Origin of the sequence: Streptomyces sp. NPDC001828 (assembly GCF_042892175.1) — a bacterium.
Taxonomy (GTDB): domain Bacteria; phylum Actinomycetota; class Actinomycetes; order Streptomycetales; family Streptomycetaceae; genus Streptomyces.
Genome location: NZ_JBIATV010000002.1, coordinates 121,629 through 136,376 on the forward strand (window position 1 = coordinate 121,629; position 14,748 = coordinate 136,376).

At 71.1% G+C, this 14,748-nt stretch carries 15 protein-coding genes; 4 read left to right on the forward strand and 11 right to left on the reverse strand.

Going from position 1 to position 14,748, the window contains the following annotated elements; all coding sequences use genetic code 11:
- The 4 genes from ACFYZA_RS07495 to ACFYZA_RS07510 form a co-directional block, all read right to left on the reverse strand.
- Positions 1–1,368: hypothetical protein (locus ACFYZA_RS07495; RefSeq protein WP_388488253.1), on the reverse strand; the 1,368-nt coding region annotated here is incomplete at its 3' end.
- A complete protein-coding gene (locus tag ACFYZA_RS07500; RefSeq protein ID WP_388488255.1) occupies positions 1,365–2,006 on the reverse strand; it encodes a WhiB family transcriptional regulator in 642 nt (213 codons plus the stop codon). The genes ACFYZA_RS07500 and ACFYZA_RS07495, both read right to left, overlap by 4 nt.
- 156 nt (positions 2,007–2,162) lie before the next feature.
- Complete coding sequence (locus tag ACFYZA_RS07505) at positions 2,163–2,879, reverse strand: hypothetical protein (RefSeq protein ID WP_388488257.1); 717 nt, start codon at positions 2,877–2,879, stop codon at positions 2,163–2,165.
- Between the two features lie 2 nt (positions 2,880–2,881).
- Positions 2,882–3,781, reverse strand: a complete 900-nt coding sequence (locus ACFYZA_RS07510; protein WP_388488260.1) for a helix-turn-helix domain-containing protein — start codon at positions 3,779–3,781, stop codon at positions 2,882–2,884.
- 848 nt (positions 3,782–4,629) lie between these two features.
- Here ACFYZA_RS07510 and ACFYZA_RS07515 point away from each other — a divergent pair.
- The 4 genes from ACFYZA_RS07515 (at position 4,630) to ACFYZA_RS07530 (ending at position 8,263) form a co-directional block, all read left to right on the forward strand.
- Positions 4,630–5,100, forward strand: a complete 471-nt coding sequence (locus tag ACFYZA_RS07515; protein WP_388488263.1) for an XRE family transcriptional regulator — start codon at positions 4,630–4,632, stop codon at positions 5,098–5,100.
- 222 nt (positions 5,101–5,322) lie between these two features.
- Complete coding sequence (locus ACFYZA_RS07520) at positions 5,323–5,649, forward strand: secondary metabolite protein (protein WP_388488265.1); 327 nt, start codon at positions 5,323–5,325, stop codon at positions 5,647–5,649.
- Positions 5,646–6,854: an MAB_1171c family putative transporter gene (locus tag ACFYZA_RS07525; RefSeq protein WP_388488266.1), complete on the forward strand. Its 1,209-nt coding sequence runs from the start codon at positions 5,646–5,648 to the stop codon at positions 6,852–6,854. Before ACFYZA_RS07520 ends, ACFYZA_RS07525 begins: the two co-directional genes overlap by 4 nt.
- The gene (locus ACFYZA_RS07530; RefSeq protein WP_388488268.1) at positions 6,851–8,263 is read left to right on the forward strand and encodes an amidase family protein; all 1,413 of its coding nucleotides are present in this window, start codon (positions 6,851–6,853) and stop codon (positions 8,261–8,263) included. Before ACFYZA_RS07525 ends, ACFYZA_RS07530 begins: the two co-directional genes overlap by 4 nt.
- Before the next feature lie 148 nt (positions 8,264–8,411).
- Here ACFYZA_RS07530 and ACFYZA_RS07535 read toward each other — a convergent pair whose 3' ends face one another.
- From ACFYZA_RS07535 to ACFYZA_RS07565, 7 genes are all read right to left on the reverse strand, one after another.
- Entirely contained in the window at positions 8,412–9,251 is an 840-nt protein-coding gene (locus tag ACFYZA_RS07535) for a phytanoyl-CoA dioxygenase family protein (RefSeq protein ID WP_388488271.1), read from the reverse strand.
- Positions 9,248–11,359, reverse strand: coding sequence for a phosphoketolase (locus ACFYZA_RS07540; protein WP_388488274.1), 2,112 nt, complete (start codon positions 11,357–11,359; stop codon positions 9,248–9,250). Before ACFYZA_RS07540 ends, ACFYZA_RS07535 begins: the two co-directional genes overlap by 4 nt.
- Positions 11,349–12,002: an L-threonylcarbamoyladenylate synthase gene (locus ACFYZA_RS07545; protein ID WP_388488276.1), complete on the reverse strand. Its 654-nt coding sequence runs from the start codon at positions 12,000–12,002 to the stop codon at positions 11,349–11,351. The genes ACFYZA_RS07540 and ACFYZA_RS07545 overlap by 11 nt, the downstream gene beginning before the upstream one ends.
- Before the next feature lie 14 nt (positions 12,003–12,016).
- Positions 12,017–12,787 (reverse strand): phytanoyl-CoA dioxygenase family protein, encoded by a 771-nt coding sequence (locus ACFYZA_RS07550; RefSeq protein WP_388488278.1) that lies wholly within the window; start codon positions 12,785–12,787, stop codon positions 12,017–12,019.
- 79 nt (positions 12,788–12,866) lie between these two features.
- Complete coding sequence (locus tag ACFYZA_RS07555) at positions 12,867–13,646, reverse strand: class I SAM-dependent methyltransferase (protein WP_388488280.1); 780 nt, start codon at positions 13,644–13,646, stop codon at positions 12,867–12,869.
- Positions 13,643–14,341 carry an HAD family hydrolase gene (locus ACFYZA_RS07560; protein ID WP_388488283.1) on the reverse strand — a complete coding sequence of 233 codons (699 nt, stop codon included), beginning with the start codon at positions 14,339–14,341 and terminating at the stop codon, positions 13,643–13,645. The genes ACFYZA_RS07555 and ACFYZA_RS07560 overlap by 4 nt, the downstream gene beginning before the upstream one ends.
- Positions 14,338–14,727: a hypothetical protein gene (locus ACFYZA_RS07565; RefSeq protein ID WP_388488285.1), complete on the reverse strand. Its 390-nt coding sequence runs from the start codon at positions 14,725–14,727 to the stop codon at positions 14,338–14,340. Before ACFYZA_RS07565 ends, ACFYZA_RS07560 begins: the two co-directional genes overlap by 4 nt.
- Positions 14,728–14,748 lie beyond the last annotated feature (21 nt).

Here is a 14,748-nt window from a genome sequence, read left to right on the forward strand (position 1 = left end):
GCGGTCCTGGGTGGTTTCGGTCCCGGACTCGGGGGTGGTCGGTCCGCGGTCCTGGGTGGTTTCGGTCCCGGACTCGGGGGTGGTCGGTCCGCGGTCCTGGGTGGTTTCGGTCCCGGACTCGGGGGTGGTCGGTCCGCGGTCCTCGGCGCTCTCGGTCCCGGACTTCACGGGGGCCGATCCCCGATGGCAATCCGCACTCCGAGCTGCTGCTTCGGGCGCTGTGTCGTCGGTCTGCGTAGCTTCCGTGTCCAGCTCGGCAGCTTCTCGATCTCGGGGACCGGTCCCCGAGACGGCACCGTCTTCACGAAGGCCGGACGCCGCGAGCGTTCCCGTTTCGCCGCCTTCGGTCCCGGAGCCGACCTCCTCCATCGGAGCTGCCTGGCTGGGGACCGGTCCCGGCACATTTCCCGGTCCTCGGTCCGGGACCGACTCGTCGAGACCGTCGGGACCGGGGGCGGGGACCGTCGCTTTACTGGGCATCGGCTGCGGGAGGACCGTGGCCGCCGATGTGTCGCCGCTCACCGAGGACCACGGAGAGGGAAGCGGCACCGTGGCGAGTGCGAGAGCGTGTCGCCGGGCGGCGAGCTGGTCGAGCAGCTGTGCCCGCTGGAGAGGATCGGTGCCGACCGAGGCCCTGCCCACGGCCTTCGACAGACGCCGGGTCAGCCGTCGGCCACGACGGCTTCGCTGCTGCTCAGGAGTCTGCTCCGCGAGACGGGCGGCGAGAGTGACCGCGCGGGAGGTGGCCCGGTCCCGGGTGATCTGCGCGGAGTCGCGGTCGCGCGCGGCGATGCCCAGGCGGGACAGCAGCCGTTCACGCACCTCTCGGCCCAGCACAGCGACCAGCCCGCGCGACGCCGCGCCGGGGGTGCGCAGCCGCAGTTCGATCCCCATGGCCACGTGCCACTGCATCGCCGCCATGACCGGCCCCACGAAGGCGCGGACCGTGCCGCCGACCGGGCCGCTTTCGGCGTAGGCGGGGATCACTTGCACCGCCGTGATCACCCAGACCAGCGCGCCCGGCAGACCGGGGGCACCCTGGACGGCCAGATTCTGCCGAGCCATCAGCGCCATCGCGAACAGGGAGAGCTCAGCGGCAGCGAACATCCCGGCGCGCTCGGCGGTGCCAGCCATGTCGAGGTAGTCGGCGGCGAACCGCCAGCTGGTGTCCGCGCTGTAGGCGGTGCAGGCCACGGCGGCCACGGCGGCGACCTTGACCGCAGGTCCGCCGAGACGCTCGTTCGTCTGGGCTCCCCGGCGCCGTACGGTCCAGGCGGCCAGCACGAGCGCGAGGACGGTGGGCACGACGGCGATCAGGAGGAGAGAGAGGTCCGAGGTGGCACCGAAGGCGAGTACGGGGTGGGTCATGCTGCCTTTCCGAGAAGGGCGCTCACCGGGGCGGACGCTGCCGGGCGGCTTGCGGGGGGCTGGGTGCCGGGGGCCGTGGGCGTGGGGGTGCCCTTGCCCTTGGAGGTCTTCGTCCGCTTCTTCCTGGAACGGGGCACGCCGTAGTTGCGGTCGCGGTCGAGGACCTTGTTGGCCGCACCGCGGAGCAGGTCGCGGGCGTGCTTGTGGCTGATCTTCAAGGCGCCAGCGAGCCGGTCGGGCCGCCAGCCCCGGACGTAGGCGTGGTCGATGACGACCTGCCGCTCGGTCTCGGTCAGGTGCACATCGCGCCCCTGGAAGAAGGCGGTCACGCGCCGGTAGTCCAAGCGCTGGTGCAGGTTCTCGTGCAGCGGACGCCGCTCGGCTTCGGTCAGTCCACCCCACACGCCCTCCTTGAGGACGTTCTCCAGTGCGAAGTCCAGGCACTCGCGGCGTACGGGGCACCAGCCGCACAGCTCCTTCGCCTCCGCGATCTCCTCGTGGTCCCGGGGACCGGGGAAGAACACAGCCGCGGCGTCCTCGACGTCCATGCCATGGCACGCGCTGCGGGTGTGCCAGCTCGTGTCTCCGATGCCGCGCAGGCCAGTGGCCGGTGCGTCGTGGGTGGTGATGTGGCGCAAGATGGGTCTCCGATGTGCTGCCGCGCCGAGCGGCGGGGCGGGCTCGGCGGGGCGTCGGGTGCCGGCTGCGGCGCGCGGGCATGCGCCGCAGCCGGTGCGGGACGGTGGTGTCGGGTTGGCCGTGCAGCAGACGGGGTGCACGCGCCGGAGCACCGGTCAGGCGGGGGCGGGCTGCTGGGTCTGTCCGGTGGGCTGCGCCTGCTGGGCTGTGGCGAGGTCTTGGCGGCAGTGATGCGGCGTGGCGCGCGGGGTGGTGCCGCGTACGCCGTTGTCGGGGCCGATCCGCCTGCGACGGCATGGCTCGCCGGGCTGGGCCAGGCACCACTCGCACCGCACACTCAGGGCGTCGGGCAACCCTTGCGCGACCGCAGCTTCTCGGGCTGCGCGGGCGGGCCGATAGGGGGCGAGGGCCGCTCGGGCAGCGGGCGGTATGCAGGACCCGATTTGGTCCAGCCGGGCCTGCAACCGCGGGTTGATCTCCTCCTGGCCGCTGGTGATGGCTCGGGCCTGCGCGGGCTGCACGGTTCCGCCAGCGACTGCGCGACGGGTGGCGGCCAGTTCCTCGGCCCAGGCGGCTTGGTCGTCCGGGTCGGCGGACGGCGTGGGGTCGGAGTGCCGCGCCAAGCGGTCACGCCGGTACTTCTCCCAGGGCTGCGCCACGTCTGCGGGTTGGATCGGGTACGGCGAGGTGCGGATGTGCTGGCGGGCCGCGACGCGGATGTCCCAGCCGTGCGGGGTGGCCATCGGCACGTCGCCGAGCAGTTCGTGCCACTGGGCGAGCTGATCGCGGGCCTCGCCCTGGTCGGTGCGAATGGTGCGGGGGTCGAGTCGGCCGATGTAGGCCAGCAGGGCGGCGATTTCGCGGCGGTCCACGGTCAGCCCTCCGTTCCGGTCGGCTCGTCGAGTGCAGCGAGCAGGGCGGCGGTGTGAGCCTCCGTCCGCGTCATGCCCGCCGATGCGGCGGCGTTCTTGCCGGGCACGGCGTAGAGGTTCGGACGGCTGGGGGCGTGTTCCCGGGCGACCCAGGAGCGCCAGTCGACAGCCCAGGCTTCCGCCGGCCTCGGCTTCAGGGCGGCGCGATGGGCGCGCCACTTCGCGTCGGCGGCGCGCAGGCCCTCCTCGCCGAGGCGTTCCAGGTGTCCCTGCTGGCGGGTCCAGGTGTGGGTGGCGGGGTCGACCTGCCACTCGGCAGCCGAGATGACGGCCGCACCACTACTGCTGTACTTCCGGTTCAAATCAGGTTCACTACGGTTCTGTGTGCCGGTAGCCGGTACATCGCTGTGCCGGTGGCCGGTACGCCGCTGTGCCGGTTTCCGCCTTGACCTGCCGGTCTCCGGTACTGCCGGTTTCCGGCAGTCCGCCTGCGATTTCGGCACCTCACGTGGACGGATTCCGTAGCGCCGCAAAGCCGAGAGCCGGAGCTTGACGGGGCCATCGTGCGCGTCTGCCGCCATCGCTTCGCCGTCCTCCTCCTGCTGCTGCTCTCGCTGGGCCTGGGCGAGCGCTTCGGCGGCGAGAGGGATGCGGTAGACGGTGCAGCGTTGCGGGCCGACGAGGTCGTCGAGCTGTTCCAGTTCTCCGGCCAGGAGCAGGCGCTCGACAGCTTCGCGCACCGTGGAGACCGAGGCGCGGGTGCGCTTAGCCAGGGTGGACAGCGAGGCGTAGGAGATGCACTGCTCGTCGGTCGCCCGGTCCGCGAGCGACAGCAGGACCAGGCGTGCGGCCCCTCGGCTGGAGCTGTGCTCCCACACCCATTCACGGGCTTCGCTGGTCATCGGCCGCTCCCGACGCACGGGCGTGTCCGGCGGCTCGCCGGGGCCGAAGTGGGGCGGTCCGACTCGGGGCGCTGAGGCGCCGAGAAGGAGGTGGCTGCCGCGCAGGCCAGGCGGAAGGGCCTTTTGCGCAGGGCAGGAGACATGCGATACTCCCCTTTGCAGTGTTGCCACGCTGGTGCGCCCGTCGGAAGGACTCAGCGTGGTGATGGTGGGCAGTCGCCGCCCTTGCCGGGGCGGGTATGCCGCTTAGCGTTCGGCGTCCGGGAGCTAGCTCCTCGGGCGCCGTCGCTGTGTTTGGACCTTCGTGGTCCGGTCCGTGCTCGTGCTCTCCTCACATTCGTGGCCGCAGGCGGGCTGCCCGGGGACGACGAACATACGCACGGGCCCGCGTCAAGATCCAGACTTGGTTCTTAAACTCTGTACTGGTTGCAGAGAGTGACCAAGGGTTCATGTGCCGCAGTCGGCCCCACTGGGTCTGGTAGGGCATTCCCTCGCATCGAGGCGCACCGTTGCCGCGGATGCCTCGAATTTCGAGATCGTGTAGGAGTGTCCAAAATGGGGCGGGTGTCTGATATTTTCCGCCGCGGAAACGCGATGTGAATGGGGTGCTTCCACGATCGCCTCCGCTTTCCCAGCTCGAAGATCAAATACGGTTTACCAGACGTGATGTATGTCGCGGAGCAAATGTGGCTTGCGCCACGTCGCCCGGCGTACTCCTGCCGATAGAAACGGACAGGCCGACCTAAACGGGCGGTACGCGCCACACGGATACGTGCTGGTGAAGAAGAACTTTCCATACGCGGGATCAAGCCGTCAACTGGTGTTTATGGCGGGGTAGGGTGGTTGAAGTGACGACGAAGCCCACCCAGAAAAGGATCATGCAAGAATCGACCGAAGGTCAGATGACCCCTAAGGGGCTCATGGATCGCCTCAACCGCCTATTCGACACGGTGCACCCGCCCGGCCGCGGCCCCTTCAGTAACGCTGAAGTGGCTGAACTCATGGAGGAGCGCGGGCTGGGCAAGCTGTCGGCGCAGTACCTGTGGCTGCTACGGACGGGCCAACGCGACAACCCGACGAAGCGTCACCTCGAAGCGCTCGCAGGGTTTTTCGGCGTGGATCCCGCCTATTGGTTCGATGATGCAGTCGCTGAAAAGACAGTGCAGGAGCTTGAGTTGCTCGTACTGCTCAGGGACGCGAAGATCAAGAACGTTCTCCTTCGCCTATCCGACGTCTCTGCGGACGGAAAGGATGCCGTCCTGGGGGTCGTTGAAAGCGTAAGGAAATCCGAGGGTTTGCCGCCCCCAACTGGCGCGTAAAAAGGCAGCAGTTCAGTAAATGATCAAGGAAACGCAATGTGGTCTGCACGTAGGCTGCGCCGGCCTGACCTCTTGGCCGAGCTGAAGCTCCCGCCCGTCACCAACATCCGCGATCTCAGCAACGAGATCTCACGCCGGACGGGACGGCGGGTAATCCTAGAGCCCCGCGAGCTGGCTCCCTCCATCTGCGGAGCCTGCGCCGTCACAGAGAGTGCGTTTCACGTGGGCTACGACCCCCGGACCAGCCCTCTGCATCAAGACCACACCATCGCCCACGAGTTCTGCCATCTACTGCTCGGCCACCACGAGAGCCGTCCAGCCTCGGCACTCTCAGAGACGATCTTCACCAACGTGGGCTCGGGCACCGTGCAGATGATGCTGGGCCGCACCAAGTACGACGAGGACGAAGAGCGGGACACCGAACAGCTCGCCTCACTTCTCCAGCGCCAGATCATCGACCGGTGGCTGCGCAGCGACGAGTCCTCCGGCGACGATGTGCAGGACCGCGTCACGCACACCCTGCTGCGCCGACGGGAGGCCCGGCCGTGAAGGATCTGCTCCACCCCATCAGCCTCGTCGTCGCGACGCTCGGCTTCCTCTGCCTCCTGCGAGACGTGACCACACGACGCCGCGACCCCGCCTCGGCCGCGCTCGCCGCTGTCTTCCTGCTGTCAGGGCTGTCGTTCCTGTTCTCCATCACGCCGATGTGGAACTACCTCGATCGTGTGCTCGGCACCGTCAACCTGTCCGTGCCGCTTGCGCAGGGCTGCGTGGTTGCCCTCCTGGCCTGCCAACAGGTGGTCCTCACCTACTGGGGTTCCCCACCCGAGGTCGCCCGGCGCAGGAGCCGCCGATGGCTCGGCGCCGGCCTGTCGGTGATCGCCGCGCTGCTGGTGCTGTTCGCCCTGCTCACGCCGAGCGCCCCGCATCCGATCGACTTCACGCTCTACTACGCACACGACGGCTGGTACGCCGCGTACCTCACCCTGTACGTGACGGCCTATACCGTCGGCGAGATCTTCCTGGCCCGCGCCTGCTGGCGCCTGGCCCGGCGCAGCACCCGAGGGTCGGTCCGAGTCGGCCTGCGCATCATCGCCCTCGGCGCGATCGTCACTCTCGGGTACAGCGCCGTCCGCATCGGCAATGTGATCGCCGGCGCCTTCGACACCTCCCTCGCGGATTGGGAAAGCTTCGCCTGGACCTGCGGCGATGTCGGCGCCATGCTCACGCTGATCGGCTGGCTCATACCGACGCTCAGCGACCAAGGCCAGAGCGTCCTGTACCGGATCAAGCAGTACCGCAGCTACTACGGCCTGCGCCCCCTGTGGCTCGCCTTCTACAGCGAGGCCCCGGAAATCGAGCTGCCGATCGACAGGGTCGAGCCCTCACAGCGGCGTCGTTTCCGCCGCATCTCGGTTCGGCTCTACCGCCGAGCCGTCGAGATCCGGGACGGCCGCTTCGTGATCCGTCAGTACCTCGACACGTCCACCCGCGAGGCCAGCGAAGCCTGGCACAGGGCTCGAGGACTCCACGGACAGGAGCTGTCCGCGGCCGTCACGGCGGACCAGATACTCGCAGGGATCGCCGCTCGGGCCGCTGGCGCTCGCCCGGACCCCGACCAGCTCACTGAGTTCGCCGACTCCGGACGCCAGACCACCCGGCCCATGGAAGACATCGACGCTCTCCTCGACGTCGCGCGTCACCTGCCCCGCCAGCCCGCACGAGCCCCCCACCCTGAGCGAGTCTCCGCATGACGAACAACCTCACGCACCAGCCCGCCCACGTCCAGCTCCAGGCCCTGGACCGAGGCGAGATCTCCAGCCGCGAGCTGCTCGACCTCCACCTTGCCCAGATAGATGCCAGTCGGATCAATGCCGTCGTCACCCGGGACGACAGCGCGGCCCGAGCCGCTGCACACGCGGCCGACGAACGTCGCGCCCACAACGAGAGCACCGGCACCCTCGACGGCCTTCCCCTTACGATCAAGGACAGCTTCGAGACCGCCGGTCTGCGTACCACTAGCGGCGCCGAAGACCTCGCCGCCCACATCCCCGCACACGACGCTGACGCGGTCGCCCGGCTCCGCCACCAAGGCGCCGTCATCATGGGCAAGACCAACCTTCCGGCGTACTGCCAGGACCTGCACACCGACAACGCCCTGTTCGGACCCACCCTCAACCCGCACGACCACAAGCGCACCACCGGTGGCTCCTCCGGAGGCCCCGCCGCCGCAGTCGCCGCCCATCTGACTCCCGCTGAACTCGGCAGCGACCTCGCCGGCTCCCTGCGTTTGCCCGCCCACTACTGCGGCGTCTACGGCCTGCGCCCCACCCACGGACTCGTCCCGGCCCGCGGCCACATCCCCCGGCCGCCGGGATGGATCACCAGCAGCGACATGGTCACCCCTGGACCCCTCGCTCGCCACCCCCGCGACCTCGACCTCCTCCTTGCCGCACTGACGACTCCGTCGCCCGGCGAGAACAGTCCTTGGGGCGTCACCCTGCCCGTGACGCAACGCCCGCTCGGCCAACTTCGCGTGGCGGTGTGGGCAGGGGATCCGAGCTGTCCCGTCGACCGGGAGACGACTGAGGCTCTCGCTGCGCTGGAAGGGACGCTCGCTTCCGCGGGCACCACTGTCCACCGCACCGCGGGGCCTGTCGCTTTCACCGACTCCCTCCGCCTGTTCGAGCAACTGCTCCACGCCACCGCGACGGCCACCTCCAACGACGATGCCGGCGCGGCCGAACTCGCCGCCGCCCGAGACCTGGACCCGGACGACGCGAGCCCACGCGCCGCCATCCTGCGCCACCGCACGCAGACCCACCGCGCCTGGCTCCGCGCCAACGAAGAACGCCTCCGGCTGCAGCAGACGTGGCACCGGTTCTTCACCGACGGCCCGTACGACGTCCTCATCACTCCTGCTGCTCCCACCGCGGCGATCCCGGCCGGCAGTCGTACCCTCACGGTCGACGGCGCCGACCGGAACTTTTTCGAGCAGACCGGCTGGGCCAACCTCACCAGCCATGTCGGGCTGCCCAGCCTGGTCACGCCACTCGGCCGCACCGCCGACGGCCTCCCGATCGGTGTTCAGCTCGTGGGCCCCGCTTACGCGGATCGGACCCTGCTCGCGATGGCCGAACACCTGCCCGCGATCGCTCCTTAGGGGGTCTGCTGATAGGCAGAGTCGCGCTTGGTGCGGGCGACGGTGAACTGCTGCTGCCACGTCGATGAGGATGAGACGGCCGTCTGCGCGGCGCCGGGCGTCTAGCCTCTGTCGGCCCGCCGATGGGTTCGATGGTGTTGCCTCTGCTCTACCGGAAGCGTCCGGATTGCCACCACGAGTGCATGGGCGCAGCTCCGCTGCCCTTGGCGAGGGATCCGTCCGGGTGCCGATCAGGCATGCCTAGGAGCTGCCGTTCTACATCGGTGAGAGCGGGGTCGGCTCGTAGCTCCACGGCCGGGTCGTCGACCGGGTGGAGCCAGCGGTATCCGTACTGGAGCATTAGGGCGATGCGGGGCCGGCCGGAGAGGTTGATGCCTCCGGTGTGCCAGGTCCGGTTCTCGAAGAGGACTGCGTCGGTGCCGGTGATGTCGGGGGTGATGGCGCCGGGCGGGTCGATGGCGCCGGCGGGGACGGCGGGTTCTTCGGTGAGGTGGTGGCTGCCGGGGAGGAACATGGTCAGCCCGCAGTCGGGGGTGACAGGGGTGAGGTAGAGGGCGGCCTTGATCGCCATCCGAGGGGTGTTCGGGAAGCCGAGGTCGGCTGTGACGCCGTACATGTCGCGGTGCCAGCCGTGGCGTTCGGGGATGCGGATGGTGCGGGGCGGGCCGCTGGGCAGGGCGATGAGGTGGGCGGAGAGCAGGTGGATGTTGGGGCTGAGGAGTTGGACGACGGTGGGCAGGACCGCCGGGTTGGCGAGGAGCGGGAGGAAGGCGGGATCGAGGTTGAGGCATCCGCGGAAGCCGTCCTTGCCGTCGCCTCCGCGGTCGCGGCCCTGGGTGATGTCGCTGGCCAGCAGTTTCTCGGCGGCGGTCAGGAGCCGGTCGCGCAGGTCCGGGGTGATCGCGTCGCGGATGATCGCGTACCCGTCGCGGTCGAAGGCGTCGACGGTGCCGGCGTCAGGGGCGGCGGGCGGGAGCCGGTTGCTCATGCCGGTATCTCCTTCGGGGTGTCGGTGAGGGCGGTGGCGAGCTTCCACAGGCCGGCGTCGTCGAGGCCGCAGAGTTCGCGGAGGTGTTCCTGCGAGACGGGGCGGCCGGGGTCGCGGTAGCCGAGGACGGTGAGCCGGGGGCCGGGGTGGCGGCGGCCGAGGAGGGCGTGGAGGTCAGCGGGGTGTCCGCTGGTGGCCAGGACGATCGGCGCCCGGGTGCCGAAGTGGCGGGCGAACGCGTCCGGGGCGAGGGCGAGGGGGCGGGTGCCGTCCTCGGCGAGGGCCGTGAGGTCGTGGACGTGGACGTACCGCAGGCGCAGGCCGGGGCGATCGGCGTGCAGCCGTCGGGCGAGGGTGGTCAGGGCCTCGGCAGGCAGGTCGCCGGCGGAGGCGAGGATCAGGTCGGGCTCGCCGGTTCCGGGGTGGGTCAGGTGGGGCCAGATCGCGATCCCGTGCCGCAGCTCCTCGTCGACGGTCTCCAACGGGTGCTGGAGGTGCGTGTGCTTGCCGGCGACGACGATCGTGCACCGGTCGAGCTTGCGCAGGGCGAAGGTGAGGGCGGCGGCGGCGCGCGCGGGGTCGGCGGGGGTGAGGACGTGAAGGGTGGGGTCGCCGCTGGCCAGAAGTGCCGTGGTGAGGCTGGGGTTTTGGTGGGTGAGGGTGTTGTGCCAGCCGAGGCTGGTCAGGAGGTAGACCAGGCTGGGCAGCGGGGCGAGCCCGGCGTGCCGGCGCACGGAGCGGTGCTTGAGCTGCTGCTGGATGAGGCTGAGCGTGATCGGCGCGAACGCCTCGTAGGTGGCGACGAGGGCGTGCCGACCGGTCTCGGTGTAGCCCTGGGCCCAGGCGTGGCACAGCTCCTCGCTGAGGACTTCCACCGCCCACGGCGCCGGGCAACCCTCGTCGTCGGCGAGGTCGAGGCGGTTGGAGGCCAGCTCGTCGGGGCTGAACACGCGGAACGGTCCCTGCTCGGCGCGGGCCCGCAGAACCTCGGGGACCACCTGCGCAAACGGGCGCCCGGCGGCGTGGGCGGCTACCTGGGCGGCGGCGGCGACGCAGCCGCGCGGCGCCGGGAGGACGGCGGGCCCGGGCCGAGGCTGCGGGAGCGCGGGCAGCAGGTGCGGCCGGGGCCGGCCACCGGGGGTGAGGAGCTGAGCGGGCTGGTAGGAGGCCAGCCATTCGGCGAGCACCTCGAACTCGGCGCCGGCGGGGTCGCGCAGTGGCGTCTTGTGGACCGCCGGGGTGCCGACGAGGCGGGCGGGGGCGCCGTGGCCCTTGTCCAGGGTGAGCACCAGGACACTGGAGGTGCCCGGGATGCCCAGGGGCCGGGCGGCGCCGAGGGCTTCGGCCAGCGCCTGGCGGAGCTGGCCGGTGCCGAGGCCGTCGCTGTAGACGGGCCGGTGGCCAAGTCCGGTGAAGTATGCGGTGAGTTCGGCGCGGCTCAGGGTGGACAGCACGCTCGGCCCGCCCATGCGCAGTCCGTTGAGCAGGACGACGGGAAGGACGGTGCCGTGGTCGCCCGTACCGTGCAGGGCGCGGGTGGCGAGCCAGGACGCGGCGGTCGTCCCGGTCTCGCACTCCCCGTCGCCGATCAGGACCACCGACAGCCGGTGGGGCGCGTCGAGGACGGTGCCCTGTCCGATCGCGAGGGCGGGCCCGAGCTGGCCTCCGGTGTACAGGTGGCCGGGGATCATCGGGGTGATCTCCCCGCCGATGTCGGCCCGGGGGAAGCCGGAGACGAGTTCGCGAAGTCCGGCCTCGCCTGGGGATAGGCCGGGGCGGGCGTTGCCGAGCCGGCCGGTGAGGTAGGCGTGGGCGAGGGCGGAGGGCCCGGCGTGCCCGGCGCCGTGCAGCACGTGCAGGTCGTAGCCGTCGGGGACGGCCGCCTGGAGAGGGCCCAGGGCGGCGAGCATCCGGTTGACGGGCGGGCACACCCCCCAGTGCCCGGCCGGCCGGGGTTTGATGTCGGCCGGGGTCAGAGGTCGGGCCAGGAGCGGGTTGTCGCGCAGGTAGAGCTGGGCGAGGCAGAGGTAGTCGAGCGCGTCGGCGACGGCGGCCACCGACGCGTCGGGCACGAGGCGGTTCGTGCGGCGGGCGAGGTCAGCCCACATGAGGCCCTCCCGACGTGGAGAGGGCGGCTTCGACGGCGCGGGCATGGACGGTTCCCTCCCGCTCCAGGCGGGCGGCGGTGTCCGCGGGGCAGTCGACGATGGTCATGTGCCGGCCGTGCGGGCAGATCCCGCCGTCGACGACCGCGGCGATCCCGGCCTTCGTGGTCCGTTCGAAGGCGGCGACCTGGGTGGCAGTGAGCGCCGGGTGGTCCTTCTCGTCGGCGGCGGGGGTGGAGATGCTGCATACAGCGGCGGCGAGCGGTTCGCCGGCCAGGGCGACGAGGCGGCCCAGGATCCCGTCAGGGCATCCGGCGAGCGCCGGGGAGCCGACCGCCGAGACGGCCTTCGCGTCCGGTTTCCACGGAAGGCGCAGCGCGAGGTCCCCCGGCCACAGGGCGCCGGCCAGCAGACGGGCGTCAACGCTCAGGTCGAACAGGTCCTCGGCCGTGGCCGGGGAGTCGAGCAGGAGCAGCAGCGGCTTGTCGGTGGGGCGCTGCTTGGCGCGGAAGACCGCGTCCGTGGCGGCCGGGTCGGCAGCGCGGGCACAGAGCATGTACCAGCGCGGGGTGGGCACGGCGACCACCTGCCCGGCGGCCAGGAGCCGGGCGGCGTCGGGGAACTGCTCGGGGGCGAGGACGTCCACGATGCTCCGCCCCTTCACGCGGTGCCGAGGCGGGCGAGGTCGGCGAGCGCCGGGTACTCCAGCCACGGGTTCGACAGGGCGGCCAGGGCGAGGTCGGGGTGCTGGGCGTGTTGGATACGGAAGTACGCCATCACCCTCGGGGTGCCGCTGGTGTTGATGCCGACCCGGTGCGGGACGAGGTGGTGCATCACGATCACGTCGCCGGGCTCGGCGATGAAGGCGGTGCCGTCCTGGGCGTCGATGTCGTCGGGGGTCTGGGCTGGCTGCCCCAGGGTCCAGTCGTTGGCGAAATAGCGGGCCATCCGGTGGTGCCCGCCGGGCACGTAGTGCAGAGCGCCAGCGTCCGCGGTGGCGCTGCCGTCCAGCACGACGCCGATGATGAAGCTGAACGTGCGCAGGTCGGACGGTTCCAGGTGGGGGCAGGAGACGCCGTCGACGTGCATCCGCTTCACCGGCTGCTCGGCGCCGTGCGGCAGCCGGATCTGGATCTGCGCCCGGGTGACCGGGGCGATCCATGAGGGCCGCAGCAGGTCCTCGGCCAGCTCCAACAGGCCACTGCGGTGATAGAGGGCGAGGAGGTCGGGGTGCTCTTCCAGCTCGGGGGCGAAGCTGCGTTCGGTGTAGGCGGTGAGCCGCGACGGGTCGTACGCCCCGGCGAGCCAGTCGCCGACGAGGTCACGGGCCCGGGACAGGACGGCGCCGTGGACCAGGCCGCGGCGTATGAGGACACCGTCGTCGACGAACCGGCGCTGCTCGTCAGCGCTCCATATCTCGCGTCGGGGCATGGTGGTTCTCCTTCCGGAAGGACGGGACAGAGGCCGGGGCAGGAAGAGGGGCCGCCCCGGCGAAGAAGGGGGGAGCGGGTCAGCCGCGCCGGCCGAGGACGACTTGGAAGGAGGCGTGCTCGGTCAGACCGCCGACGGCGGTGTGTTCGTCGAGCAGAGCCCTGGCACGGCGCTCGAAGTCCTCGACCCGCTCGCCGAACAGCGGCCGGGCGGCGAAGGAGGTCGAGTACAGGTAGCCGATCACCATGTCGGTGGTCCACTCCCGCTCGACGGCGATCGTGTGCTCCTCGACCTGGCCGAAGGCGGACTCGGCGAGGATCTCGCGGTACGGCCGGTTGTGCGCCGCGTACGTCTTGCCCGCCCCGGCCCGCCGCTCCTGGCCCAGGTACTCCTGGATCAGGTCGCGCAGGGCGTCGGTCCACGCGGTGCGCGCGGTCCACAGGCTGCCGTCGCCCATGACCGCGACGGTCGCGTCCGGCGCGGTCATGCCCTCCAGGCGCGACAGCACCACGTCCTGGTCCATCCAGTGGAACGCGCGGCAGACCGTGACCAGGTCGGCCCGGTAGGAGGCGGGCGGGGTGAACTGCTCGGCCGGGGTGTTGTGCAGGCGGACGGTGACCGGCAGCCCGGCCAGTGCCTTGTCCGCCTCGGCGAGCATCCCTGCGTCCTGCTCGACGACGTCGAGCTCCGTCATCGTCTCGGCCAGGGCGAGGGGGACCTGCCCGGTGCCGGACCCGAGGTCGAGCAAAGCACGATGCTCCTGGCCGGCCACCCGCCGGGCGAGCAGCTCGACGGCCTCCTTCGGGATGCCGGGCCGGTAGGCGGCGTAGAACGGGGCGGTGGTGTCGAACTGGCTCACGGGGTGGCGCTCCTGGTGGAAGGGGTGGACGAGGAAAGGGTCTGTTCGATGTGCTGCACCGCGCGGGCGAGGTCCGGTACGACCGTGACCCGGCCGGGGTGCTCGGCCAGCAGCCGGAGGGCTTCGGTTGACGGCGGGCGCGGGGTGATCCACAGAGCCTGGGCTCCGGCGGCGAGGGCGCCGCGCACGTCGCAGTCGAGGCTGTCGCCGACGTGCAGCACCTCCGCGGGATCCCGGTCGTGCAGCCGGGCAACAGTCTCCACGGCGCGCGGGTCCGGTTTGGCGAACCCGATGCGCCAGGAGGGGTGATGGGCCCGCAGGTGGGGGGCGAGAAGGGCGGCGACGTCGGTCTCCCGTTCGTCCCAGTGGCTCACGTTCGACAGGGTGACCACCGGCACGACCCGGGCGATCCGCGCCACCGCCTTCACCGCGCCGGGCCACAGGGAGAAGGCGGGCGGACGGTGGTCGTGTGGGAAGGCGGACGGCGAGATGCCCAGGGCGGCGCACACCGTCTGCGGCCCCGTCGTATCGGTGCTCGGGTCCAGGGCGTGCAGGATCCGCTGGGCGACCTGCTTCGCCTCCCGCGCCGGGCGGGGGGACAGCTCCACCAGGCGCTGCGTCAGCGTCGTCCCGGACGGCTCGCCCAGGGTGTACCCGACATCGAGGCTCACCAGTCGCACCGGCGCCGCGTTCACGGACGGCTTCCCAAAGTCGTGATGATCATGGCGATACGCTCGGCGCGCACGGATGCGGACCCGGCTTCGGCGAGGAAGGTCAGCAGGTGCCGGGCCTCAGCTGGCGACCAGCGACCGGTGTCGACGCCGGCTTCGGCAGCCGCCTGGGCGAGGTCCTCGGGGATTGCCGGCGGGCGGGCGCCGTGCGGAATCAGCAGGGTGCCGCTCCACTCCTCGCCAGCCTGCCCCTGAAGGGCTACGGGCAGGAGGGGCGCGAGGACGGTGACATCGTCGAACGTGAGGATCCGGACGGGGAGTTCGGGCAGGTGTACTGGTTGGTCAAGGCGAAGGGTTGTGGATAGGAACGTGTCGTGCCCGGTGAGCGGCGTGTCCACGACGAGCAGCATCGTCCCTTCGCGGCCTTCCAG

What these genes read in the sequence shown, in the direction of transcription:
- ACFYZA_RS07535 (WP_388488271.1), bottom strand. Translation starts at nt 9,251, where the DNA reads ATGAGCAACCGGCTCCCGCCCGCCGCCCCTGACGCCGGCACCGTCGAC.
- ACFYZA_RS07550 (WP_388488278.1), bottom strand. Translation starts at nt 12,787, where the DNA reads ATGCCCCGACGCGAGATATGGAGCGCTGACGAGCAGCGCCGGTTCGTC.
- ACFYZA_RS07510 (WP_388488260.1), bottom strand. Translation starts at nt 3,781, where the DNA reads ATGACCAGCGAAGCCCGTGAATGGGTGTGGGAGCACAGCTCCAGCCGA.
- ACFYZA_RS07530 (WP_388488268.1), top strand. Translation starts at nt 6,851, where the DNA reads ATGACGAACAACCTCACGCACCAGCCCGCCCACGTCCAGCTCCAGGCC.
- ACFYZA_RS07565 (WP_388488285.1), bottom strand. Translation starts at nt 14,727, where the DNA reads ATGCTGCTCGTCGTGGACACGCCGCTCACCGGGCACGACACGTTCCTA.
- ACFYZA_RS07540 (WP_388488274.1), bottom strand. Translation starts at nt 11,359, where the DNA reads ATGTGGGCTGACCTCGCCCGCCGCACGAACCGCCTCGTGCCCGACGCG.